The organism is Cyanobium sp. BA20m-p-22 (assembly GCF_024346275.1).
Lineage (GTDB): Bacteria > Cyanobacteriota > Cyanobacteriia > PCC-6307 > Cyanobiaceae > Cyanobium_A.
Genome location: NZ_JAGQCQ010000002.1, coordinates 15008 through 37342 on the forward strand (window position 1 = coordinate 15008; position 22335 = coordinate 37342).

A 22335-nucleotide genomic window follows, 5' to 3' on the forward strand; every position below is an offset into this window, starting at 1 on the left:
TTGCGAGCTCCTAGCGTGGCCCTATGACACACCCCCAGGTAGTGGTGGCCGTGCCGGCCCGGCTGGAATCGGCCCGGTTGCCGGGCAAGTTGCTGGCCGAGATTGCCGGCAAGCCGATGCTGCAGCACGTGCTTGAGCGCTGCCAGCAGGCCCGGGGGGTGGCGGCGGTGCTGGTGTGCACCGATAGCGAGCAGGTGCGGCACCTGGCCCAGTCCTGGGGCGTTTCGGTGCTGATGACCTCCCCCGACTGCAGCTCCGGGAGTGAGCGGCTGGCCAGCGTGGTGGCGGAGCTGGTAGCTGCTGCAGGGGGCGCGACAGCTGATTTTGATGAAACCCTGGTGATCAACGTGCAGGGAGATCAGCCCCTGCTGGATCCGGGGGTGATTGAGGCGATGGTGGCCCAGTTTGAGCTGCTGCAGCGGCCGCCGCTGTTGACCCCGGTCTATCCCCTGGCGGCGGACAAGATCCACGACCCCAACGTGGTCAAGGTGCTGCGGGCCCGCGACGGCCGGGCGATCACTTTCTCGCGCAGTGCCCTGCCCCATCTGCGCGGGGTGCCGCCGCAGCAGTGGGGTGAACACACCACCTACTGGGGCCATGTGGGTCTCTACGGCTACCGGGCCGATTTGCTGGCGGGCTGGGCGGCGCTGCCCACCTCGCCGCTCGAAGATCTGGAGAAACTGGAGCAGCTGCGGCTGATCGACGCCGGCATTCCCCTGCTCACCTACGAGGTGGATCAGGATTGCCTCTCGGTGGACACCCAGGAGCAACTCGAGCAGGCCCGCGCCCTGGCCGGCGCCTAGGCGTTGCCCTCTCCCCAGCCTTCCCGGTTCAGCTGTCGCCAGAGCCCCCGCTGTTGCAGCAGGGCTTCGGCCAGTTCGCGCACGGCCCCATCCCCCCCCCGGCGGCGCAACACCCAGTCCGCCTGGCGGCGCAGGCCCGCGGCGCCATCGGCGGGGCTGATCAGCAGGCCGGTGGCAGGGCGCACCGTGAGGTCGTTGAGGTCGTCGCCGATGAAGGCAGTTTGCTGGCGGGCGCACTGGAGATCGGCCTGGAGTTGGCGTAGGGCGCTGAGCTTGTCGCCCACGCCCACCAGGCAATGGCGGATGTCCAGGTGGGCGGCCCGTTGCTCGATGGCGCCGCTGCGCCCACCGCTGAGAAAGGCCACTTCAATGCCGGCGCGCTGCAGCATGCGGATCGCCAGCCCATCACGCACGTCGAAGCGCTTCAACACCTGGCCCTGAGCGTCGTAGTGCAAGCCGCCATCGGTGAGCACGCCGTCAACGTCACAAACCAGCAGTTGGATCGCTGCAAGATTCCGGCGCCGCAGCAGGTTTCGTTGCAATAGCTGGCGGATCACAGGCTGCTCGGAGCCGTTCCCTCGGCCATCACCTGACGCAGGGCCAGCAGCTGGCGCAGCAGGGCCTCGAGCCGGTGTAGGGGCACCATGTTGGGGCCATCGCTGAGGGCGTTGTCGGGGTCTGGATGGGTCTCCATGAACAGTCCATTCACCCCCACGGCGACCGCGGCTCGGGCCAGCGGCGCCACGAACTCCCGCTGGCCGCCGGTGCTGGTGCCCCGTCCCCCCGGCTGCTGCACGGCGTGGGTGGCATCGAAGATCACCGGACACCCCAGGGCCTGGAGCTGGGGAAAGCTGCGGTAATCGACCACCAGGGTGTTGTAGCCGAAGCTGGTGCCCCGCTCGGTGAGCCAGAGGCGGCCGCTGGCTGGCTCCAGCCCGAATTCGGCCATCTTGCTCACCACCTGGGCCATGTCCCAGGGGGCGAGGAACTGGCCTTTTTTCACGTTCACCACCTTGTTGGTGCCAGCTACGGCCTGGGCTGCGGCCTCCAGCAGGTCGCTCTGACGGCAGAGGAAAGCGGGAATCTGCAGCACGTCCACGGCCTGGGCCGCGGCAGCCGCCTGGTGGCTTTCATGGATGTCGGTGAGTACCGGCACCCCGAAGCTCTGGCCCACCTCCTGCAGGATCTTCAGCCCCTCATCGGGCCCCGGGCCCCGAAAAGACTTGCCGGAGCTGCGGTTGGCCTTGTCGAAGCTGGCTTTGAACACATAGCGGATGCCGAGGCGATCGGTGATCGTCTTCACCTGCTCGGCCACCTGCATCACCAGATCGCGGTTTTCGATCACGCAGGGCCCGGCGATCAGGGTGAAGGGGATGGCCGTCATGGGCGCTCAGCGGCTGGGTGGGTGGAGAACCCAGCCTGCACCAGATCGTGCAGCCGCAGCAGGCCCAGCAGTTGGCCGGGCCGGGTGGGATCGACCACGGGCAACACCGAAATCGCCTGGCGCGGATTGCGTTCCATCAGTTCCAGGGCGGTGATCGCCAGGGTCTGGGGAGCCACGGTGATTGGGTCGGCGGTGGCCATGGCCCCGGCGCGGATTGAGGCCCAGCTTTCGGGGGGGTGGCGCTGCAGGGTGCGGCGCAGGTCGCCATCGGTGATTAACCCCGCCATCTGCCTGGGGTCTCCGCTGGCCTGCACCCAGGCTGCCCCGAGGCTGCCCTTGCCGTTGCTGCCCTGGGTGAGTTGGCCGATCACCTCCGCCAGGGGGGCCTGGGGAGAGAGGCCCTCCAGGTCGGTGGCCGGCACCATCAGGTCGGCCACGGTGAGGGTGAGCTGGCGGCCCAGGGAGCCGGCGGGATGGTTGATGGCGAAATCTTCAGGCGAGATACCGGCCCGTTCCATCCAGACGGCCGCCAGGGCATCACCGATGGCCATCGCCACCGCCGTGCTGGCGGTAGGGGCCAGGTTCAACGGGCACACTTCCCGATCCACAGATCCATCCAGCACCACATCGCAGCCCGTGGCCAGGCTGGAGCCCAGCCGGCCCACCAGGGCGATGCGGGCGGTGCCGCGGCGGCGCAGGTGGGGAATGATTGCCAGGAGCTCCTCTGTTTCGCCGCTGTTGGAGAGCAGCAGGGCCACGTCGTCGGCCGCCACGATGCCCAGATCGCCGTGCAGGGCATCGACGGGGTTGAGAAACACCGCCGTCAGGCCGATCGAGGAGAAGGTGGCGGCAATCTTGCGGGCGACGATGCCGCTCTTGCCCACTCCGGTGACAACCAGCTTGGAGCGGCGCTGGCGGCAGCCCGCCAGCAGCTCCAGGGCCGCCTCCACCTGGGCGCTGTTGAGGCGCTGGGCAGCCGCGGCGATTGCTGCCGCCTCTCCCTCCAGGCAACTGGTCAGGGCTGACAAGAGCTCGCCACCGGGGTGTCGGAATTCTCCCAGGTTGGCTGCAGCTGGGTTGCTCAGGAGTGCACCTGGCCGATGGCGGCGGCCCCAGGGAACCCAGCCGTTTCCATCTCGGCCAGGGCGGCATCGATCCGATCGGCGGGGATTGCCGCCAGCAGGGGGCCGCAGGTCTGGGGATCGATCAGCAGGGCCTGGCGGGCCCCATCAACCGGGCTCTGGAGCTCCACCCGATCTTCAAGCAGGGCCAGGGCGCTGGCATTGGCTGGGGCCAGGCTGCTGGTAAAGCCCTGCTCCAGCAGGGTCAGGGCCCCGGGCAGGCTGGGGACCTGAGCGGCATTGAGGGTGATGCGGCAGCTGGTTGGGCTGGCGGCCAGCATCTCGCCCAGGTGGCCCAGCAGCCCGAAGCCGGTCACATCCGTGCAGGCCCGGCAGCCATGGCCGGCCAGCAGCTCCACCAGGGCCGCCTGGCTCTGTTGCATGGTGGCGAGAGCCCCGTCGAGCCATTGGGGTTGGGCGGTGCCGACCATGGCTGCGGCAAACAGCACCCCCGTGCCGATCGGCCGGCTGAGCAGCAGCCCATCGCCTGGGCGTAGGGGCCCCTTGCCCCAGAGTCGCCCGGCCTCCACGGCGCCATTGACACTCAGCACCAGGCTCAGGCCCACCGGCGTGCCCCTCGCCTCCAGGCTGTTTCTTGCTTCCAGGCTGTGGCCGCCGATCAGCCTTGCCCCAAGCGGCTTCAGCACCGACTCGATTCCGGCCAGGGTTTCGCTGAGCAGGTTTGCCTGCAGGGAAGCTGCCAGTTGGGGCAGGGTCACCACCGCCTGCACTGTTCGCACCTGGGCGCCGCAGGCCCAGATATCGCTGCAGGCATGCAAGGTGGTGATCCTGGCGTTGAGCCAGGGGTCGCTCACCAGGGCCGGGAAGCCATCGACGCTCTGCAGCAGCAGGTTGCCCTGGCCGTCCTGGCCGATCACGGCTGCGTCCTCGGCGCCGCCAGGCGTCCCGCCGCCCAGCCCATTGCGGGCCAGGGCGTCCTGCAAGGGGCCGGCGGCCAGTTTGGCCGCACACCCATGGCAGGCCATCGGGGTTGGGCGGTCCCCAGCCATGGCCTTGAGGCTGCTGAAGCGGTCCATGAAGCGCTGATCTAGGAACTGCTTCCAGCGCCACAGCAAGGGGCTGGGCCCCAGGGCCCAGGGCCCCCAGAAGGCCACGGCCTGGGGGCTGGGTCCCAGGCTGCCGCCATCGCCGAGCAGCTGCAGGGCCCAGGGTTGGGGGCGCCAGGAGCGCAGGGGGCGACTCGAAACGACCCTGGTCAGGTTCCTGGCCAGGGTCGGGGCGCAGCGCACGGCCCAGACGCCGGATGGGGGCCTGGGTTGGGCGGCGATGACGCCGCAGTCTCCACTGGCAAACACCCCGGGATGGTTCAGAACCTGGAGGCTGGCTGCGGTGAGCAACCTGCCGCGCTGGTCCTGCGGCAGGCCAGCTGCAGCCAGCCAGCGGGGGGCGCGGCTGCCGGTGCAGGCCAGGTTGGCTGGGGCTGCCGCTGGGCTGTGACGCCGCAGGCCAATGCCGGCCCGGTGGAGCAGCCGTTCGCCCACCCGGTTGGCTGCCCTGGAGCCCAGGTGCAGCTCGGCGCCGCGCAGCAGCAGCTCCGGTTTCAGTCCCCGACCCCGCAGGGCCAGGGCAAGTTCCACCGCCGCGGCTCCCCCACCTTTAATCCGCAGATTGGTCTGATCCAGCTGGCGGCACCACTCCAGGAAAGGATCCAGGGGCTTGACCGCCATGGCGGCACCGGCGAGCTCGTTGGTCTCCGCGCCCACATCGAGGCTGAGCCAGTCCCAGCGGAGGCTGGGCCTGGCCTCCAGGTGCAATTCCCTGGTCTGGAGATTGAGGCCCGTGATCTCTGCCTGCACGAAGGTCACCCCTGCCACCAGGCAGAGGCGACGCAGGTCGATGGCGCCGGTCTGTTCCCCCACCAGGCCGGCCACTAGGGCCGGCACCAGGCCCGAATAGGGGGCGGTGCTGTGGCGACTGATCAGGGTGATCCGGGCGGCCGGTCGCCGCTGCCAATGGCGTCTAGCCATCGCCCAGATCCGCAGCACCAGGGAGTGGCTGTGGCCGCCGCCGGCCAGCAGCAACTCCCCTTCATCCTCCATAGCCGTGGGGATTGGCCTGTTGCCAGCACCAGCTATCGCGGCACATTTCAGCTAGGGAGAGGCGGGTCCGCCAGCCCAGTCGCTCGGCGGCCAGGTGCGGATCGGCCACGGTGCAGGCGGCGTCCCCGTCCCTACGGGCCACGATGGCGTAGGGCACCGTGCGGCCGCTGGCGTTCTCGAAGGCCCGCACCACCTCCAACACCGAATGGCCCTGGCCGCTGCCCAGGTTGAGGGTTAGCAGCTGGGGTGGCTCGGCCAGCAGGGCATCGAGGGCGGCCCGGTGGCCTTCGGCCAGGTCCATCACGTGGATGTAGTCGCGGATGCCGCTGCCGTCGGGGGTGGGCCAGTCGCCACCGAACACCTGCAGTTCGGTCCGCCGCCCCACGGCCACCTGGCTGACAAAGGGCAGGAGATTATTGGGAATGCCGCTGGGGTCTTCGCCGATGCGGCCACTAGGGTGGGCCCCCACCGGGTTGAAATACCGCAGACGGGCGATTCGCCAGCCGGCCTCACTGGCGGCCAGATCCGCCAGCATCTGCTCCACCGCCGCCTTGCTGTGGCCATAGGGATTGATCGGCTGGATGGCTGCCCCCTCCCCAATCGGCATGGTTTCGGGCAGGCCGTAAACGGTGCAACTGCTGCTGAAGACCAGGGTGCGGCAGCCATGGGCCTGCATGGCTTTGAGCAGGTGGCGGGAGCCGCTGAGGTTCACGTCCCAGTAGCGCAGCGGATCGCCCACCGATTCGCCAACGGCCTTGAGGCCGGCGAAGTGGATCACCGCCTCGATGGGCTGGCCTGAGGGGGCGGCGGCAAAGGCCTTGTCTAGATCCACAGCTGAACGGATATCGCCTTCGACGACCACCAGCCGGCCGGCGGCCCCGGGGCCGGCAAGTTCCAGTACCCGCCGCAGTGCTTCCGGGGAGCTGTTGTCGTAGTTGTCGATCACCACGAGGCTGTGGCCCGCTTCAAGCAGCAGCAGGGAGGTGTGGCTGCCGATGAAGCCGGCGCCTCCAGTTATCAGCAGCTGGGTCAAGATTGTTTCCTGCGGGGGTGGGCGATAGTCTCGGTCGAATCTTGCCACCAACTGTCATGGACGCACCATCAATTCGCAGCATTTGCTGCATTGGTGCCGGCTATGTGGGTGGCCCGACAATGGCCGTGGTGGCCGATCGCTGCCCCCACATCCAGGTCACGGTGGTGGACCTCAACGAGGAGCGGATTGGGGCCTGGAACTCCGCCGATCTCAGCTTGCTGCCCATCTATGAGCCCGGGCTCGATGAGGTGGTGGGCCGGGCGCGGGGTCGCAACCTGCACTTCACCACCTCGGTGGAGGGGGCGATCGCGACCGCCGACATGGTGTTCATCTCCGTGAATACCCCCACCAAGACCCACGGTGTGGGGGCAGGTCAGGCAAGTGATCTCAAGTGGATCGAGGCATCCGCGCGCATGCTGGCAAAGGCGGCCACTGGCCACACGATCGTGGTGGAGAAGAGCACCCTGCCGGTGCGCACGGCCCAGGCGGTGAAGTCGATTCTGGAGGCTGGCCCAGCGGGCAAGAGCTTTGCGGTGCTCTCGAATCCGGAGTTTCTGGCGGAGGGCTCGGCGGTCCGAGATCTGGAGAATCCCGATCGGGTGCTGATTGGTGGGGAATCCCAGGAAGCGATTGAGGCGCTGGCGGGGATCTACGGCCACTGGGTGGCTCCGGAAAAAATTCTGCGCACCAATCTTTGGAGTAGCGAGCTCAGCAAGCTCACGGCCAATGCTTTCCTGGCCCAGCGGATCAGCTCGATCAACAGCATTGCCGCCCTTTGTGAGGCCACCGGTGCCGACGTGCGCGAGGTGGCCAATGCGATCGGTGCAGACAGCCGCATCGGCCCCAAGTTTCTCAAGGCCGGCCCTGGATTTGGCGGCAGCTGCTTCCAGAAGGACATTCTCAATCTGGTTTACCTATGCCGTTATTACGGCCTTGAGGATGTGGCGAGCTACTGGGAACAGGTGGTGACCCTGAACACGTGGCAACAGCACCGCATCTCCAGGCTGATGGTGAATCGGCTGTTCGGCACGATCAGCGGCAAGCGGATCGCCGTCTTGGGCTTTGCCTTCAAGGCCGATACCAACGACACCCGCGAATCGCCCGCGATCCAAGTCTGCCTGGACCTGCTGGAGGAGGGGGCATGCCTGGCGATCGTTGATCCCAAGGTTCGTGAAGGCCAGATCAGCATCGACCTGGGTAAGCCCGCTGGCCAGGGCGAGGGCAACTGGCAGCTGGTGGATTCGGTGGAGGCGGCGGCTGAAGGTGCCGATGCCCTGGTGCTGCTCACCGAGTGGCAACAATTTGGCCAGATCAACTGGCCTGCGGTGGCTGCGCTGATGCGTCAGCCGGCCTGGCTCTTTGATTCAAGGGCCAAGGCCGATGGGGCGGCTGCCCGGGCGGCAGGGTTAAATGTTTGGACCTTGGGAGAGGGCTGAGCGATGCCTGCTTCAATCACCCGCAACCTAATTACCGGGGGAGCTGGCTTCGTCGGCTCCCATCTGGTGGATCGGCTGATGCAGGCCGGCGAGGAGGTCATCTGCCTTGACAACTACTTCACCGGCCGCAAATCAAATATTGCTGAGTGGATCGGCCACCCCCGTTTTGAGCTGATTCGCCACGACGTCACCGAGCCGATCTGGCTGGAAGTTGACCGGATCTGGCACCTGGCCTGCCCGGCTTCCCCCGTCCATTACCAGTTCAACCCGATCAAGACCGCCAAAACCAGTTTCCTTGGCACGTACAACATGCTGGGTCTGGCCCGGCGCGTGGGTGCCCGGCTGCTGATGGCCTCCACCAGTGAGATCTACGGCGACCCCGAGGTGCACCCCCAGCCAGAGAGCTACCGGGGCTGTGTCAACACCATCGGCATCCGCAGCTGCTACGACGAAGGCAAGCGCATCGCCGAAACCCTCTGCTTCGACTACCAGCGCATGCACGGCACGGAGATCCGCGTGATGCGCATCTTCAACACCTACGGGCCGCGCATGCTGCCCGATGACGGCCGGGTGGTGAGCAATTTCATCGTGCAGGCGTTGCGCGGCGAACCCCTCACCCTCTATGGCGACGGCAGTCAGACCCGCTCCTTCTGCTACGTGGCCGATCTGGTGGAGGGCATGATCCGGCTGATGAACGGCAGCCACACCGGCCCGATGAACATTGGCAATCCCGGCGAGTTCACGATCCGCCAGCTGGCAGAGCTGGTGCGCGCCCGCATCAACCCCGAGCTGCCGTTGATCGAGAAGCCCCTGCCGGCGGATGATCCCCTGCAGCGTCAGCCGGTGATCGACCTGGCCAAGCAGGAGTTGGGCTGGCAGCCTGAGGTCCCGCTGGAGCAGGGTCTGGAGCCCACAATCGCCTACTTCCGCGAGATATTGGCTTCTTGATTCGGGCTGTGCTCGTAACCGGGGCGGCGGGCTTCATCGGCGCCGCGGTTTGCGAGCGGCTGCTGGGGCGGGGCGAGCGGGTGGTGGGGATCGACAACCTCAACAGCTACTACGACCCCGCCTTGAAGCGGGCCCGATTGGCCCGGCTCGAGGCCCTTGCTCCCGCCGGAGCCTGGCGCTTTCAACAGCTTGACCTGGGCGAAGTTGCTGCGATCGCCGAGCTGTTTGGGCGCGAGAAGCCACGCCTGGTGATTCACCTCGCCGCCCAGGCCGGGGTTCGCTATTCCATTGAGAATCCAGGCGCCTACCTGGAGAGCAACCTGGTGGGCTTGGGTTCGATCCTTGAGGGTTGCCGGCACCACGGCGCTGAACACCTGGTGTATGCCTCCAGCAGCTCGGTGTACGGCGGCAACACCAATCTGCCATTTGCCGAAAGCCAGCCGGTTAACCATCCGGTGAGCCTCTACGCCGCCACCAAGAAGGCGGGCGAATTGATGGCCCACACCTACAGCCACCTTTATGGGTTGCCCGCCACCGGCCTGCGCTTCTTCACCGTCTACGGTCCCTGGGGCCGGCCCGACATGGCACCGATGCTGTTCGCCAGGGCGATCCTGGCGGGCGACTCGATCCGGGTGTTCAACCAGGGCCGCATGCGCCGTGACTTCACCTACATCGACGACATCGTTTCAGGCGTGATCGCCTGCGCAGACAAGCCGGCGACAGCTGATCCCGGCTTTGACGCCTCGGCGCCCGATCCGGCCACCAGCTGGGCGCCCCACCGGCTGTTCAACATCGGCAACAGCGAACCGGTTGAGTTGTTGCGTTTTATCGAATTGCTTGAGCAGGCCCTGGGCCGTGAGGCCATTCGCGTTCTGCAGCCCATGCAGCCCGGCGATCTTGAGGCCACGGCCGCTGACACCTCCCTGCTCGAAGCTTGGGTGGGCTTTCGGCCCTCGACGCCGATCGAAGTGGGGGTGGAGCGCTTTGCCCACTGGTATCGGGACACCTACGCCTGAACTTGAGCCCAGGCCGGCAGGCAGACTCAGGCCACTTGCATTCTCCGGTTTGGCGTCGCTCCAGAGCCTGCGTGGCATGGCCGACCTGTTGCCGGGGCAGATCGGCCTTTGGCAGCACGTGGAGGCCAGGGCTCGGGAGCATTTTCGCCGCTCGGGGATCACGGAGATCCGCACCCCTCTGCTGGAGGTCACCGAGCTGTTTGCCCGCGGCATCGGCGAGGCCACCGATGTGGTGGGTAAGGAGATGTATACGTTTCTGGATCGGGGGGAGCGCAGCTGCACCCTGCGCCCGGAGGGCACCGCTTCGGTGGTGCGGGCTGCGATCCAGCACGGCCTGCTGAGCCAGGGGGCCCAGCGGCTCTGGTATGGGGGCCCGATGTTTCGCTATGAGCGTCCCCAGGCAGGGCGGCTGCGCCAGTTTCACCAGATCGGCGTGGAGCTGCTCGGTTTTGCCGATGCCTGCAGCGATGTGGAGGCGATCGCCATCGCCTGGGATCTGCTGGACGAGCTGGGCCTCGGTGGCCTGGCCCTAGAGCTCAATTCCCTCGGCAGCAGCGAGGATCGGGTCCGCTACCGCGAGCAGCTGGTGACCTGGCTGGAGCAGCGGCGCGACCAGCTGGATGCCGATTCCCAGGCCCGCATCCACACCAATCCCCTGCGGGTGCTTGATGCCAAGCATCCAGACACCCAGGCCCTGCTGGCGGAGGCCCCCAGCCTGGCTTCCGCGCTCAGTGACGCGAGTCAGGCCCGCTTTGCTGCCGTGCAGCAAGCCCTCACGGCCCTGGGCATTCCGTTTGTGCTCAACCCCCGCTTGGTGCGGGGCCTGGATTATTACGGCCACACCGCCTTCGAAATCACCAGCAGTCAGCTGGGTGCCCAGGCCACGGTGTGTGGCGGCGGTCGCTACGACGGCCTGGTGCAGCAGCTAGGCGGGCCGGCGACCCCGGCGATCGGTTGGGCCCTGGGGATGGAGCGGCTGGTGTTGCTGCTCAGCCAGGCCGAGCGCCCCGCTGCGGCTTTGGATCTCTATGTGGTGAGTCGGGGCGAGGCGGCGGCGACGGCGGCGCTGGCTTTGGCAAGGCTTTGCCGCCAGGCGGGTCTGGCGGTGGAAAGGGATGCCACTGGCTCGGCCTTCGCGAAGCAGTTCAAGCGGGCCGATCGCTCCGGGGCCCGTTGGGCGGCGGTGATCGGCGAGCAGGAGGCGGCTGATGGCCTGGTCGGGCTCCAGGATCTGCGCGCCAGCGAGCCCGCTGGCGATCGCCGGCTGGGTCCGGTGGAGCTGGTTGAGGCCTTGCAGGCCGCCCGGGGGAGGCCATGACGCCGTAGGACCTGTCCACCCGCGGCAGCCATTGCGGGGTTGGGGGCCTTTGACTGCCCCAAGAAATTTGCTTAGAGCTGTCTCGGCCCTGATGGGTGATCCGTCCCTCGCGATCATTGCTGGTGAAGGGGTGCTGCCGAGGATGCTCTCGGAGGCCCTCTCCCGGGCAGGCCGTGCCCACATCGCCTGCTATCCCCATGGGCTTGAGGTGGAGGTGCCGGCGGCTGAGGAGTTCTTTTTTGAACGCTCGATCGCCTTCATCAAGTCGCTGCAGCAGCGGGGTATCAACCAGATCGTGATGGTGGGCAAGTTTGTCCGTCCCCGCTCGCTCAACTTGCTGCGCTTTGAGGGCTCCACCTTGATGGCCGCCCCGCGGATCCTGGGTTCCCTGCGCAATGGCGACGATGCTTCCCTGCGGGCCTTGGCCCAGATAATCGAGGAGTACGGCCTCAAGGTGGTGGGCATCGAAGACGTGGCACCTAACCTGCTGCCAGAGCCTGGCCTCTACGCCAGCAGGGTGCCGAGTGACCTGGATCGGGCCGATGTGGAGCGGGCCGCCTACATCGTTGAAGCCATCTCCCAGGTGGATGTGGGTCAGGGGGCCGTGGTGGCCAAGGGGCTGTGCCTGGCCACCGAAGCCCTGCCAGGCACAGATGCCATGCTCGAGTGGGTGGCGGCCACCCGCAGCGAGCTGCTCGAAGCCGGTCGCTCCGGGGTGCTTTACAAGGCCCCCAAGCTCAACCAGGACCGGCGCATGGATCTGCCCGGCATCGGTCCCACCACCGTGGCCAAGGCCGCCGCAGCCGGCCTTGCCGGCATCGCCTGGGAGGCCCGCAGTGCCCTGTTGCTGGACGCGGAGCAGACGATGGCGGATGCGGAGCGGCTGGGGCTGTTTTTGTGGTCGCGGGAGCCTCAGGCGCTCTGAGCACCCAGTGTTCAGGCTCCCGCCTGCTCCAGCACGCCCTTGCTGCTGGGTATGGCCCCGGCCCGGCGGGGATCCACCTCCACTGCCAGGCGCAGGGCCCGCGCAAACGCCTTGAAGCAGGCCTCAACGATGTGGTGGGAGTTCACCCCCGCGAGCTGGCGGATGTGCAGGGTGAGGCCGGCGTTGTTGGCCACCGCCACGAAGAACTCCTTCACCAGTTCGGTGTCGTAGGTGCCGATCTTCTGGGCGGGGATCTGCAGGTCGTAGCTGAGGTGGGGCCGGCCGCTGCAATCCAGCGCCACCTGCACCAGGGCCTCATCCAGGGGTGCCACGAAGTGGCCGAAGCGGTGGATGCCCCGCCGCTCGCCCAGGGCCAGGGCCAGGGCCTGGCCCACGGCGATGCCCACGTCTTCGTTGGTGTGGTGGTCGTCGATGTGGGTGTCGCCCTTGGCGCTGATCTCCAGGTCGATCAGGCCGTGGCTGGCCAGCTGGTGGAGCATGTGATCGAGAAACGCCACGCCGGTGTTCACCGTGCAGCGGCCGCTGCCGTCGAGCCCCAGGGTCACGCGTACATCGGTTTCGCCGGTGACGCGGTGGATGGTTCCGGTGCGCATGGCCGCCAAACGCCCTTCAGGGTTGCCCCATGCTGACAGGTGGGCCTAGGTACGCCAGCGCTTGAGCAGCTCGCCATAGGCATCGATGCGCCGGTCGCGCAGAAAGGGCCACCAGCGGCGTACCGCTTCGCTGCGGTCCAGGTCCAGATCCACCAGCAGCACGGCCTCCTCTGCCACGCTCGCCTGGGCCAGCAGTTCCCCCTGGGGCCCGGCGGCAAAGCTGCTTCCCCAAAACTGCAGGCCTGCCGAGCCGGGCGCCGTTGCAACCGCCGAACTCGCCTCGGGGTCCAGCTCGTGACCGCAACGGTTAGCCACTAGCACCGGCAGGCCATTGGCAATGGCGTGGCCCCGTTGCACGGTGATCCAGGCCTCCCGCTGCCGGGCCTGCTCTGCTGTGCTGTCGTTTGGGCTCCAGCCAATAGCCGTGGGATAGAGCAGCAGATCGGCGCCGGCCAGGGCCATCAGCCGTGCCGCCTCAGGAAACCACTGGTCCCAGCAGACCAGCACTCCCAGCCGGCCCACACTGGTGGCAATCGGCTCAAAACCCAGGTCCCCCGGGGTGAAATAGAACTTCTCGTAGAAGCCCGGATCATCCGGGATATGCATCTTGCGGTAGATGCCTGCGACCGAGCCATCGCGTTCGAGCACCACGGCTGTGTTGTGGGAGAGCCCGGGCGCCCGACGTTCAAACAGGCTGATCACCAGCACGATGGCCAGTTCCTTGGCCAGGGCCCCGAAATGGTCGCTGGAGGGGCCCGGGATCGGTTCGGCTAGGTCATGGCGGCCAACCAGCTCCTGTTGGCAGAAGTAGGCGCTGGTGTGGAGCTCCTGGCAGACCACCAATTGGGCTCCCTGGCCGGCGGCCTGGCGGATGGCGCGGCCGGTTGCCGCCACCATTGCCTCGCGGTTGCCGGCCCAGGCCTGTTGCACCAGCGCAGCCACCAGGACGCTCACTGAAAGACGGCTGCAGGTATCTGCATGGTGGCGCAGTGCAGGGAGCCGTGCTGCAGGAGGAGGGCGGAGCAGTCGATGGCCTCGATCGTGTGGCAGGGGAATGCCTTGGCCAGGGCAGCCTGGGCTGCCTGATCGCGGCTGGGATCGCCGTAGCTGGGCACCAGCACGGCCCCATTGAGGATCAGGAAGTTGGCGTAGGTGGCCGGCAGCCGGCGGCCATCATCCGGGGCGAAGCGGGCCTGGGGCCAGGGTAGGGGAATCAGCCGGTAGGGTCCCCCGGCGGCGGTGCGAAGCCCCTGGAGTTCCGCTTCCAGTCGCTGCAGCGGTGCCGCTGCGGGATCGCCGGGATCGTCACAGCTGACGTAGGCCAGGGTGCCTGGATCGCACAGGCGCACCAGGGTGTCGATATGGCCGTCCGTGTCATCGCCGCAGAGCTCTCCATGGTTCAGCCAGATCACCCGCCTGGCGCCCAGCTGGGCGATCAGGGCCGCCTCGATGGCTGCTTTGTCGAGTTGGGGGTTGCGCCCGGGCGAGAGCAGGCAGCTGCTGGTGGTGAAAATTGTGCCGGCCCCATCGGATTCGATGCTGCCCCCCTCCAGCACCAGTCCAACCGGCTCGAGCGGGGAGAGGCCAAAGGCTCCCCCATGCCAGGCGGCGGCGGTGGCCCGGTTGTCGCCTCCGGCCTGGTATTTGCCGCCCCAGCCGTTGAAGCGGAAATCCAGCAGCAAGGGGGCCTCGCCTTCTGGGCCCCGGCTCTCCAGCACGGTGATCGGCCCGTAGTCGCGCGTCCAGGTGTCCTGGGCCGGGCTGGCCCACACCCGCAGCCGGCCTGTGCCCAGATGGGCCAACTCTTGAGCGGTGGCTTCAGGCGTTGCACTGAGCAGCAGCACGGGGGCATGGCGGCTGATCGCCGCGCAGAGCTCCCGGTAGCAAGCGCGCACCGCTGGGAGGTAGGGCGCCCAATCGCCATCTGCGCGGGGCCAGGCCATCAAGACGGCCCCCACGGGCTCCCATTCGGCCGGAAGCCGTCTGCTTGGAGCCCTCACATCCCGTTGATGCAGTACCCCGCATCCACATAGATCACCTGGCCGGTGATGCCGGAGGCCAGGGGGCTGGCCAGGAAGGCGGCGGCGCCGCCCACTTCCTCCTGGGTCACGGTGCGCTGCAGGGGGGCCTTGGCCTCCACGTTGTGGATCATGTCGAGGATGCCGCCGATGGCGCTGCTCGCCAGGGTGCGGATCGGTCCGGCGCTGATGGCATTGACCCGCACCTGCTTGTCGGGCCCCAATTCGGCGGCCAGATAGCGCACCGAGGCCTCCAGGGCCGCCTTGGCCACCCCCATCACGTTGTAGTTGGGAATGGCCCGCTCGGCCCCCAGATAGGTGAGGGTGATCACGCTGGCGCATGGGTTGAACAGGGGTTTGGCCCAGCGGCACAGGGGGGCCAGCGAGTAGGCGCTCACCTCCAGGGCCCGGGCGAAGCCCTCGGGGCTGATGGCGGAGTAGTCGCCGATCAGTTCGTCCTTGCCGGCGAAGGCCAGGCAGTGCACCAGCACGTCGATCGAGCCCCACTGCTCCTTCACCCGCGCAAACACCGCCTCGATCTGGGCCGGGTCCTGCACGTTCAGCGGCTCGAACAGGCTGGGCGCCAGCGGAGCGGTGAGCTCCCGCACCTTGGTCTCGAAGCGCCCCTTCTCATCGGGCAGGTAGGTGACCCCCAGCTCAGCTCCGGCGGCATGGAGCTGCTGGGCGATGCCCCAGGCGATCGACTTGTTGTTGGCGATGCCGGTTACCAGGGCCTTCTTGCCGCGCAGATCGAGGAGCATGGGTGCAGTGGCCGGGAGCCGTAAGGATGCAATCGGTCGATTCTCTCCCACCCGGGGATCTGCCCTGCCGCTTTGCCAGCCGGGCGGAGCTGGAGGCCACCCTGCGCCAGCTGTTCCCCGAGGCCCCTGGCGGCTTGAGTCCGATCCAGGGGGGGCGCCGGGCGGCTGAAACGGAGCTGGCCGCCGTCGATCCCCTGGCCTATGGCCGCAGCCGCAACCACCTCGATGGTGCGGTGACGCACCTCTCGCCCTACATCCGCCATGGCGTGCTCAGCCTGGCGGAGGTGCGCGAGGCGGTGTTCACCTGGCTGGAGCGCAGCGGCGAGCCGGCCCAGGCCGCCGCCAAGCTGCTCAATGAGCTCGGTTGGCGCGACTACTGGCAGCGGCTCTGGCGCCAGCTGGGCGATGGCATCTGGCACGATCGCGAGCCGCTCAAAACCGGCCACCTCAGCGCCAGCTATGCCGCGGAGCTGCCGGCCGACCTGCTGGAGGCCAGCACCGGCCTGGCCTGTATCGATGGCTTTACGGCCGAGCTGCACACCAGCGGCTGGCTGCACAACCACGCCCGCATGTGGCTGGCCAGTTACGTGGTGCACTGGCGCCGGGTGCGCTGGCAGGCCGGCGCCCGCTGGTTTCTCCAGCACCTGCTCGATGGCGATCCAGCCAGCAACAACCTCAGTTGGCAGTGGGTGGCCAGCAGCTTCAGCAGCAAGCCCTACCTGTTCAACCGCGCCAACCTGGAGCGTTTCAGCGGCGGGCGCTACTGCCGCAGCTGCGCCGCCGCCACAGGCGGCACCTGCCCGTTTGAGGCCAGCTACGAGCAGTTGCAGGCGGCCCTGTTTGGGGAGGTTGGGCCGTGCTGAACCCCGTGCTCTGGATCCATGGCGAGGCCCTGGGGCCCACCAACCCAGGCCTGGTGGCCTATCCGGGGGCGCCGGCGGTGTTTGTTTTCGATCGGCAGCTGATCGGCCAGGCGGGCCTCAGCCTCAAGCGCCTGGGCTTCATCTATGAGTGCCTGCTGGAGTTGCCGGTCACCCTGCGCCACGGCGATGTGGCCGAGGAGGTGCTCGCCTTTGCCCGCCGCCACCGCGCCGATGGGGTGGCCACCACCTTTGCAGTGGATCCCCGCTTCGCCGGATTGCACCAGCGGATCGCCGCCCAGCTGCCGGTGCAGCTGCTGGAGCCGGAGCCCTTCGTGGAGCTGCCGGAGCCGGTGGATCTGCGCCGCTTCAGCCGTTATTGGCGCCGGGCTGAGCCGGTGCTGTGGGGGCGGCGGGCTGGAGCAGGCGCTCCTCCTGCTCCAGTACGGCGTTGGGATCGCTGAGCAGGTCGGGCTCCTCCAGCAGCGGGTAGGCCTCGGGCTTGATCTCGCTGGCTTTGCGGGGGGGCTCCAGCCAGACGAAGCTGGTGCGGGGTGAGCGCTGGCGGCAGAGGGCCTCGCTCTGTTGGCGCAGGGCTCGGCGCACATCCGCGCGGGCCACGGCCTGGAAAAACTCCTCCCGTGGGGCCAGCCCCGAGCTGAATGGCGCCGTGCCGTTGCCGTTGAACAGCCGGGCCGCATCGGCGCTCCAGCGGGGCTTGCAACTGCCGCTCTGGCGGGTGTCGGTGTCGAGCCAGATGTGCAGGCCATAGCCATCGGGTTGGCTGACCACCGCCAGGCCGTCGTGGGGCACCACCCGTTGCAGGGGGTAGATCGTCCAGCTGGGGTGGCGGTGGGCAGGCACACAGCCGCCGAGCAGGCCGGCGCCGCAGGTCGCGGCCAATGCGCCCACCAGGGCGCGCTGGCTCCTAGGGAGGGTCAAAATTGAATTCACAGGGCGGAGACGGCACAAATCATGGCCCTCCCCCATTCCCAGCGGCGGCCAGCGTGGTGGGCGACTTAAATTGCTCGCCATGCAGGTGCCCCCTTTCAGTCTCAGCGAGCAGATCCAGGAGCTGGGAGCTGCCCTCGATCAGGCTGTGCTTGAGGTGTTGCGCAGTGGTCAGTACATCGGCGGCACCACGATCGCCAGCTTTGAGCAAGATTTCGCCGTCGCCTGTGGCGTGCCCCATGCCATCGGCTGCAACAGCGGCACCGATGCCCTGATCCTGGCCCTGCGGGGCCTGGGCATAGGCCCTGGCGATGAGGTGATCACCGCCTCGTTCAGCTTCTTCGCCACCGCGGAGGCGATCAGCGCCGTGGGCGCGACGCCGGTGTTTGTGGATGTGGAGGAGAGCAGCTATCTGATCGATCTGGAGCAGTTGGAGGCAGCCATTACCCCCGCCACCCGGGCCCTGCTGCCGGTCCACCTGTTCGGACGGCCCGTCGACATGGAGCGGGTCTGTGCCATCGCCGCGCGCCATGGCCTCAAGGTGGTCGAAGACTGCGCCCAGGCCACCGGCGCCAGCTGGGCGGGTCGGCCGGTCGGCAGTTGGGGGGATGTGGGCTGCTTCAGCTTCTTCCCCACCAAGAATCTCGGTGCTGGCGGCGATGGCGGCGCCCTCACCTGCCGCGATGGGGCCCTGGCCCAGGCCATCCGGGAGCTGGCGGTGCACGGCATGCCGCGCCGCTACCTGCACACCGCCCTTGGCTACAACAGCCGCCTTGACGCCATGCAGGCGGCCGTTCTGAACGTCAAGCTGCCCCACCTGCCCCGCTGGGTGGAACGCCGCGGTGCCATCGCCCGTCGCTACAGCGAGCAGCTCGGAGCCCTGGCGGCGGTGGCCTTGCCGCCGGCCGGACCCCCTGGCCACAGCTGGAATCAGTTCGTTATCCGCGTGCCCCAGTGCCCTGGGGCCAAGGCCTGTGGGGCGACCCCTGGCACCTGCCTGCCCTCCTCCGATAGCGCCGCCTTCGGCCTGCCGGAGGCTTGCTGCCGCGACTGGCTCAAGCAGCAGCTCCAGGAGGCCGGTGTCAGCACGATCATCTACTACCCGATCCCGATCCACCGCCAGCCCGCCTACGCCGATCTGGGCTACGGCCCCGGCTCCCTGCCGGTCACCGAACGGCTCTGCGCTGAGGTGCTCAGCTTGCCGATTTTCCCAGAGCTCAGCGAGGCCCAGCAGCAGCGGGTGATTGAGGTGCTGGCCAGGGTGGTTCAGCCCCTGATCGTGGCGTAGAGCGCCTTGAACCGGGCCTGCTGGATCTTGTGGTTCACCAGCGGCGCCGGGTAGCCGCGGCGTTCCAGCGGGGCGATCTCGCCACTGATCAGGTCCCGCGTTGGCACATGGCGCAGCTCCGGCAGCCAGGTGCGGATGTAATCGCCATCGGCATCAAATTTGGAGGCCTGGGTGGCCGGGTTGAAGATGCGCAGGGGCTTGGGGTCCATGCCGCTGCTGGCACTCCACTGCCAGCCGCCGTTGTTGGCGGCCAGGTCGCCATCCACCAGCCGGGCCATGAACGCAGATTCGCCCCAGCGCCAGTCGCAGATCAGGTCTTTCACCAAAAAAGAGGCCACGATCATGCGGCAGCGGTTGTGCATCCAGCCGCTGGTGTTGAGCTGGCGCATGGCCGCATCGATGATCGGCATGCCGGTGAGGCCGTCGCGCCAGGCCTCAAACCAGCCCTGGTCGTTTTCCCAGGGGAAGGCGCGCCACTGGGGCCGGTAGGGCCCATCCGCCAGCTCCGGGAAGTGGAACAGGGCCTGCTGGTAGAACTCGCGCCAGGCCAGCTCCTGCTCCCACACCTGGATGGAGTGGCGCTCCTCGTCGCTGCGGGCCAGGGGCCGGGCCTGCTGGGCCGCCGCCCAGGCCTGGCGGGGGCTGAGCGTGCCGAACTTGAGGGCGGCGCTGAGCCCTGAGGTGCCCGCCTCAGCCGGCAGGTTGCGCCCTGGTTCGTAGCCCAGCAGGGGGATGGGACGGCCAGCACCATCGCAGAAGGCCGCAAGCTGCGCCTGGGCCGCGGCTTCGCCGGGCCGGCAGGGGCAGAGCTCGGCGCCGGCAAAACCGTGCTCCAAAAAACCGTGCTCTAACTCCGGGCTGGCGACCGGCAGGCTTTGCAGCGCCTCGGTCAGTTGGGCGGGATCAAGATCGATCAGGGCGCTCGGCGCCGGCAGGGGATCCAGGCCACCCGAGGCTGCTGATCCGAGGGCACTGGCCTGCTCCACCTGGCCGAGCCAGTTGCGCCAAAAGGGTCCGTAGACCCGGTAGGGCTCGCCGGCGCCGGTTTTGAGGGCTTCCGGCGGGATCAGCAGCTGGTCCCAGTCGGCGAGCACCTTGCGCCCCTCCGCCTGCAGGGCCCGGGCCACCCGCCGGTCGCGCTCGCGCCCGAAGGGCTCCACGTCCCGGTTCCAGGCCACCGCTTCGGCGCCGATGGCGCCCGCCAGGCGGGGCAGCAGCTCGGCTGGGTCTCCGCGGAGGATCAGCAGCCGGCTGCCGGCCTGCTGCCAGCTCTGCTGCAGCTCCCGCATGCTCTCAGACAGAAACCACAGCCGTGCCGGCGCCATGGTGGGGTCCGAGAGGATGGCCGGGTCGAGCACAAACACCCCGGTCACGGCCGGGGTGGCGGCGGCCGCGGCGGCCAGGCCCCGGTTGTCGGCCAGGCGCAGGTCACGGCGGTGCCAGAACAGCCAGCGTGGTGGAGTCATCAGATCGCTCCCAACGGATTACACCTCTTAGAGGCCAAGCAGTTGCTTGGCCCGCAGCCAGGCGGTGACGCTCTTGCCATCGAGGTATTCATCGCCGCTGGCCAGGGCCCCGTCCAGTTCGCCAGGCTCCATCAGCAGCACCTCCAGGTCTTCGTCTTCGTCACCGGCGGGGGGCTGCTCGAGGGCCGTGAGCTCCCGGGCCAGAAACAGGTGGATCACCTCATCGGAGTAGCCCGGACACGGCAACATCGCGCCGAGCGGATCCCAGCGGCTGGCGCTGTAGCCGGCCTCCTCCTGGAGCTCCCGCTGCATGGTGCCGAGGGGCTCCTCGCCGTCATCGAGGGTGCCGGCGGGAAACTCCAGTAGGCGGGTGGCCACGGCGAAGCGGTATTGGCGCAGGATCACCACCCGGCCGTCGTCGAGGATGGGCACCGCCAGGGAGGCACCGGGGTGGCGGATCACGCCGAAACTGCCCACCAGCCCCATCGGCAGCTCCATCCGGTTGATCTCGAAGCGCAGCTTGCGGGCGTCGAGGACGGCGGTGGTTTCGAGGTGGCGCGAGGGCTCGGGAGAGGGTAGGGGCGCCATGGTCGGGGGGGTGGCGGCGGATGGGGCCAGCATGGCCTATGTGGGCCAGTCATCGCTGCCAGGTAGGGCCAGGGGCGGGGCCTCGTCCAGCTGGGGTAGCAATTGCTCCAGCAGGGCCTGACAGGTCAGGGCCGGCCCCCCGGACGGTTGGCAGGGGGGCACCAGCTCGGCGTCGATGGCGGCCAGCGGAGCCAGCACGAAGGAGCGCTCCAGCAGGCGGGGGTGGGGCAGCTGCAGGGCCGCGTCGTCGCAGACCAGATCCCCCCACCAGAGCAGGTCGAGGTCGAGGCTGCGGGGGCCCCAGTGCACCAGACGCTGACGGCCGAAGCGGCTCTCCAGAGTCTGCAGCTGCCGCAGCAGGGCGTGGGGCTCAAGGTGCGGCAGGGGTGGCAGGGGCGGCCCCACCAGCAGCACGGCGTTGCAATAGGGCGGCTGGTCGGCGGGTCCACCCACCGGTTCGGTGCGGAACAGCGGCGACCAGCGACAGCGGGCCGGCTGCACCAGCTCAGCCAGCAGCGGGCGCACCGCCGCGAGGGTTGCGGCAGGGTCGCCCAGGTTGGCGCCGAGGGCGATGGCGATGGTGTCTGCCATCGGGGAAGGCGCGCTCACCGGGGCACCCGTGGGTGGGGCTCGGCGATCACCGGGTTGGTGAGCTGGCCGATGGCTTCGATCTCAATGCTGACGCTGTCGCCGGGTTTCAGCCAGCGGGGCGGATCGGCCGCCATGCCCACACCCTCGGGCGTGCCGGTGAGGATCACCGTGCCGGGCAGCAGGGTGGTGCTGCCGCTGAGAAACTCGATCAGGGCCGGCACGTCGAAAATCATGTCGTCGGTGCGGGCATCTTGCACACAGGTGCCGTTCAGCAGGGTGCGTAGCTGCAGGGCGTTGGGATTGGGGATTGCCCCTGCGGTTACCAGGCAGGGGCCGAGCGGGGCGAAGGTGTCGAAGGTCTTGCCGCGACACCACTGGCCCCCGCCTAGTTCTGGCAGCTTCTGCCAGTCCCTGGCACTGACGTCATTGGCGCAGGTGTAACCGAGTACGTAATCCAGGGCCTCGGTGCGCGCCACATTCTTGCAGCGGCGGCCAATCACCACTGCTAGTTCAGCCTCATAGTCAACCGCTGTGCTGGCAAGAGTTATGGGCAGCTCGATCGGCGCGCCGGGGTGCTGCAGCGCCGAAGGGGACTTCATGAACAGCACGGGCCGCCGGGGTATCGGGGCCCCTGTCTCGGCGGCGTGGCGGCGATAGTTGAGGCCTATGCAGAAGATGGCGCGGGGCTCGATCGGCGCCAGTAGGCGGGCCACTCGGGCTGGTTCGCCACTGGGCTTCGGTTCGTCGAACAGGTCGCCCACCAGACGCTCCTGGCGGCCATCGGGATGGACCACCCCATGGTGAATCGCCCCGTCGACATCGGCGTAGCGAATGATCTTCATAGCCGGGGATCGACGGCGCCTGGGCCCAGCCTGCCCGAGACTGCACCTACCCCGCCGGTCCTCTGCGTCTCCATGGTCGCCAGTGCCCCCAGCCCCGTCGGCTCCTGTGCGGCCGCCGCCGCCGCCCGGGCCTTCCCGCTCGCCGCCATCACCGGCCACGGCACCTTGAAGCTGGCCCTGCTGCTGGCGGCGGTGGATCCGGGCCTGGGCGGGGTGGTGATCGCCGGGGGTCGGGGCACCGGCAAATCCGTGCTGGCCCGCGGCCTGCATGCCCTGCTGCCACCGATCGATGTGCTCAATGTCGGCGGCCAG

At 68.3% G+C, this 22335-nt stretch carries 24 protein-coding genes; 10 read left to right on the forward strand and 14 right to left on the reverse strand.

Annotation, left to right across the window (positions count from 1 at the left end):
- The first annotated feature begins 23 nt into the window (after positions 1–23).
- Positions 24–803 carry a 3-deoxy-manno-octulosonate cytidylyltransferase gene (gene kdsB / locus KBZ15_RS00295; RefSeq protein WP_255012418.1) on the forward strand — a complete coding sequence of 260 codons (780 nt, stop codon included), beginning with the start codon at positions 24–26 and terminating at the stop codon, positions 801–803.
- Here kdsB and KBZ15_RS00300 read toward each other — a convergent pair.
- The 5 genes from KBZ15_RS00300 to galE are packed head-to-tail and all read right to left on the reverse strand — an operon-like array spanning position 800 to position 6401.
- The gene (locus KBZ15_RS00300; RefSeq protein WP_255012455.1) at positions 800–1357 is read right to left on the reverse strand and encodes an HAD hydrolase family protein; all 558 of its coding nucleotides are present in this window, start codon (positions 1355–1357) and stop codon (positions 800–802) included. The two genes, kdsB and KBZ15_RS00300, sit on opposite strands and share 4 nt — an antisense overlap.
- The gene (gene kdsA / locus KBZ15_RS00305) at positions 1357–2187 is read right to left on the reverse strand and encodes a 3-deoxy-8-phosphooctulonate synthase (protein ID WP_255012419.1); all 831 of its coding nucleotides are present in this window, start codon (positions 2185–2187) and stop codon (positions 1357–1359) included. The genes KBZ15_RS00300 and kdsA overlap by 1 nt, the downstream gene beginning before the upstream one ends.
- Positions 2184–3215 (reverse strand): SIS domain-containing protein, encoded by a 1032-nt coding sequence (locus KBZ15_RS00310; protein WP_255012420.1) that lies wholly within the window; start codon positions 3213–3215, stop codon positions 2184–2186. Before KBZ15_RS00310 ends, kdsA begins: the two co-directional genes overlap by 4 nt.
- Positions 3216–3268: 53 nt before the next feature.
- Entirely contained in the window at positions 3269–5368 is a 2100-nt protein-coding gene (gene selD / locus KBZ15_RS00315; RefSeq protein WP_255012421.1) for a selenide, water dikinase SelD, read from the reverse strand.
- Entirely contained in the window at positions 5358–6401 is a 1044-nt protein-coding gene (gene galE / locus KBZ15_RS00320; protein ID WP_255012422.1) for a UDP-glucose 4-epimerase GalE, read from the reverse strand. The genes selD and galE overlap by 11 nt, the downstream gene beginning before the upstream one ends.
- A gap of 56 nt (positions 6402–6457) precedes the next feature.
- On the opposite strand from galE, the gene KBZ15_RS00325 reads away from it, so the two are divergent.
- The 5 genes from KBZ15_RS00325 to KBZ15_RS00345 all read left to right on the forward strand — a co-directional run bounded on the left by KBZ15_RS00325 (position 6458) and on the right by KBZ15_RS00345 (position 12044).
- A complete protein-coding gene (locus KBZ15_RS00325) occupies positions 6458–7837 on the forward strand; it encodes a nucleotide sugar dehydrogenase (RefSeq protein ID WP_255012424.1) in 1380 nt (459 codons plus the stop codon).
- A 3-nt stretch (positions 7838–7840) separates the two neighbouring features.
- On the forward strand, positions 7841–8785 hold the full coding sequence (locus tag KBZ15_RS00330) for a UDP-glucuronic acid decarboxylase family protein (RefSeq protein WP_255012426.1): 945 nt from the start codon (positions 7841–7843) through the stop codon (positions 8783–8785).
- Between the two features lie 8 nt (positions 8786–8793).
- Entirely contained in the window at positions 8794–9801 is a 1008-nt protein-coding gene (locus KBZ15_RS00335) for an NAD-dependent epimerase (protein WP_315859840.1), read from the forward strand.
- Positions 9802–9850: 49 nt separating this feature from the next.
- Positions 9851–11119 (forward strand): histidine--tRNA ligase, encoded by a 1269-nt coding sequence (gene hisS, locus KBZ15_RS00340; RefSeq protein ID WP_255012431.1) that lies wholly within the window; start codon positions 9851–9853, stop codon positions 11117–11119.
- Between the two features lie 91 nt (positions 11120–11210).
- Complete coding sequence (locus KBZ15_RS00345) at positions 11211–12044, forward strand: LpxI family protein (protein ID WP_255012433.1); 834 nt, start codon at positions 11211–11213, stop codon at positions 12042–12044.
- Positions 12045–12055: 11 nt separating this feature from the next.
- Here the strand turns inward: KBZ15_RS00345 and hisB are convergent, their stop codons facing one another.
- Genes hisB through fabI form a run of 4 tightly spaced genes read right to left on the reverse strand, consistent with a single transcriptional unit; the run spans position 12056 to position 15437 of the window.
- Positions 12056–12658, reverse strand: a complete 603-nt coding sequence (hisB, locus tag KBZ15_RS00350) for an imidazoleglycerol-phosphate dehydratase HisB (RefSeq protein ID WP_255012434.1) — start codon at positions 12656–12658, stop codon at positions 12056–12058.
- A gap of 45 nt (positions 12659–12703) precedes the next feature.
- Complete coding sequence (locus KBZ15_RS00355; RefSeq protein WP_255012435.1) at positions 12704–13612, reverse strand: carbon-nitrogen hydrolase; 909 nt, start codon at positions 13610–13612, stop codon at positions 12704–12706.
- Entirely contained in the window at positions 13609–14658 is a 1050-nt protein-coding gene (locus KBZ15_RS00360; RefSeq protein ID WP_255012437.1) for an agmatine deiminase family protein, read from the reverse strand. The genes KBZ15_RS00355 and KBZ15_RS00360 overlap by 4 nt, the downstream gene beginning before the upstream one ends.
- On the reverse strand, positions 14655–15437 hold the full coding sequence (fabI, locus tag KBZ15_RS00365; RefSeq protein WP_255012439.1) for an enoyl-ACP reductase FabI: 783 nt from the start codon (positions 15435–15437) through the stop codon (positions 14655–14657). Before fabI ends, KBZ15_RS00360 begins: the two co-directional genes overlap by 4 nt.
- Positions 15438–15463: 26 nt before the next feature.
- Here fabI and KBZ15_RS00370 point away from each other — a divergent pair, with 26 nt between their 5' ends.
- Positions 15464–16300, forward strand: a complete 837-nt coding sequence (locus KBZ15_RS00370) for an FAD-binding domain-containing protein (protein ID WP_255012441.1) — start codon at positions 15464–15466, stop codon at positions 16298–16300.
- Positions 16294–16761 carry a hypothetical protein gene (locus KBZ15_RS00375; RefSeq protein WP_255012443.1) on the forward strand — a complete coding sequence of 156 codons (468 nt, stop codon included), beginning with the start codon at positions 16294–16296 and terminating at the stop codon, positions 16759–16761. Before KBZ15_RS00370 ends, KBZ15_RS00375 begins: the two co-directional genes overlap by 7 nt.
- Here the strand turns inward: KBZ15_RS00375 and KBZ15_RS00380 are convergent.
- The gene (locus KBZ15_RS00380) at positions 16667–17239 is read right to left on the reverse strand and encodes a hypothetical protein (RefSeq protein ID WP_396123361.1); all 573 of its coding nucleotides are present in this window, start codon (positions 17237–17239) and stop codon (positions 16667–16669) included. The two genes, KBZ15_RS00375 and KBZ15_RS00380, sit on opposite strands and share 95 nt — an antisense overlap.
- A gap of 91 nt (positions 17240–17330) precedes the next feature.
- On the opposite strand from KBZ15_RS00380, the gene KBZ15_RS00385 reads away from it, so the two are divergent.
- Positions 17331–18536: a DegT/DnrJ/EryC1/StrS aminotransferase family protein gene (locus KBZ15_RS00385; RefSeq protein ID WP_255012445.1), complete on the forward strand. Its 1206-nt coding sequence runs from the start codon at positions 17331–17333 to the stop codon at positions 18534–18536.
- Here KBZ15_RS00385 and KBZ15_RS00390 read toward each other — a convergent pair.
- The 4 genes from KBZ15_RS00390 to KBZ15_RS00405 are packed head-to-tail and all read right to left on the reverse strand — an operon-like array spanning position 18515 to position 22023.
- Positions 18515–20002 carry an FAD-binding domain-containing protein gene (locus tag KBZ15_RS00390; protein WP_255012447.1) on the reverse strand — a complete coding sequence of 496 codons (1488 nt, stop codon included), beginning with the start codon at positions 20000–20002 and terminating at the stop codon, positions 18515–18517. The two genes, KBZ15_RS00385 and KBZ15_RS00390, sit on opposite strands and share 22 nt — an antisense overlap.
- 27 nt (positions 20003–20029) lie before the next feature.
- Positions 20030–20590 (reverse strand): NUDIX domain-containing protein, encoded by a 561-nt coding sequence (locus KBZ15_RS00395; protein ID WP_255012459.1) that lies wholly within the window; start codon positions 20588–20590, stop codon positions 20030–20032.
- Positions 20591–20626: 36 nt separating this feature from the next.
- Entirely contained in the window at positions 20627–21181 is a 555-nt protein-coding gene (folK, locus tag KBZ15_RS00400; RefSeq protein ID WP_255012450.1) for a 2-amino-4-hydroxy-6-hydroxymethyldihydropteridine diphosphokinase, read from the reverse strand.
- A 14-nt stretch (positions 21182–21195) separates the two neighbouring features.
- The gene (locus KBZ15_RS00405) at positions 21196–22023 is read right to left on the reverse strand and encodes a fumarylacetoacetate hydrolase family protein (RefSeq protein ID WP_255012452.1); all 828 of its coding nucleotides are present in this window, start codon (positions 22021–22023) and stop codon (positions 21196–21198) included.
- Between the two features lie 72 nt (positions 22024–22095).
- Between KBZ15_RS00405 and KBZ15_RS00410 the strand changes: the two genes are divergently transcribed.
- On the forward strand, positions 22096–22335 hold a 240-nt coding region (locus tag KBZ15_RS00410), incomplete at its 3' end, for an ATP-binding protein (RefSeq protein WP_255012454.1).

Bases quoted from the DNA above. Each gene is read 5' to 3' on its own strand.
- KBZ15_RS00390 (WP_255012447.1), bottom strand. From the start codon at position 20,002: ATGACTCCACCACGCTGGCTGTTCTGGCACCGCCGTGACCTGCGCCTG.
- KBZ15_RS00385 (WP_255012445.1), top strand. From the start codon at position 17,331: ATGCAGGTGCCCCCTTTCAGTCTCAGCGAGCAGATCCAGGAGCTGGGA.
- KBZ15_RS00330 (WP_255012426.1), top strand. From the start codon at position 7,841: ATGCCTGCTTCAATCACCCGCAACCTAATTACCGGGGGAGCTGGCTTC.
- KBZ15_RS00345 (WP_255012433.1), top strand. From the start codon at position 11,211: ATGGGTGATCCGTCCCTCGCGATCATTGCTGGTGAAGGGGTGCTGCCG.
- fabI (WP_255012439.1), bottom strand. From the start codon at position 15,437: ATGCTCCTCGATCTGCGCGGCAAGAAGGCCCTGGTAACCGGCATCGCC.
- KBZ15_RS00370 (WP_255012441.1), top strand. From the start codon at position 15,464: ATGCAATCGGTCGATTCTCTCCCACCCGGGGATCTGCCCTGCCGCTTT.
- kdsB (WP_255012418.1), top strand. From the start codon at position 24: ATGACACACCCCCAGGTAGTGGTGGCCGTGCCGGCCCGGCTGGAATCG.
- KBZ15_RS00325 (WP_255012424.1), top strand. From the start codon at position 6,458: ATGGACGCACCATCAATTCGCAGCATTTGCTGCATTGGTGCCGGCTAT.
- selD (WP_255012421.1), bottom strand. From the start codon at position 5,368: ATGGAGGATGAAGGGGAGTTGCTGCTGGCCGGCGGCGGCCACAGCCAC.
- folK (WP_255012450.1), bottom strand. From the start codon at position 21,181: ATGGCAGACACCATCGCCATCGCCCTCGGCGCCAACCTGGGCGACCCT.
- KBZ15_RS00395 (WP_255012459.1), bottom strand. From the start codon at position 20,590: ATGGCGCCCCTACCCTCTCCCGAGCCCTCGCGCCACCTCGAAACCACC.
- KBZ15_RS00405 (WP_255012452.1), bottom strand. From the start codon at position 22,023: ATGAAGATCATTCGCTACGCCGATGTCGACGGGGCGATTCACCATGGG.
- hisB (WP_255012434.1), bottom strand. From the start codon at position 12,658: ATGCGCACCGGAACCATCCACCGCGTCACCGGCGAAACCGATGTACGC.
- kdsA (WP_255012419.1), bottom strand. From the start codon at position 2,187: ATGACGGCCATCCCCTTCACCCTGATCGCCGGGCCCTGCGTGATCGAA.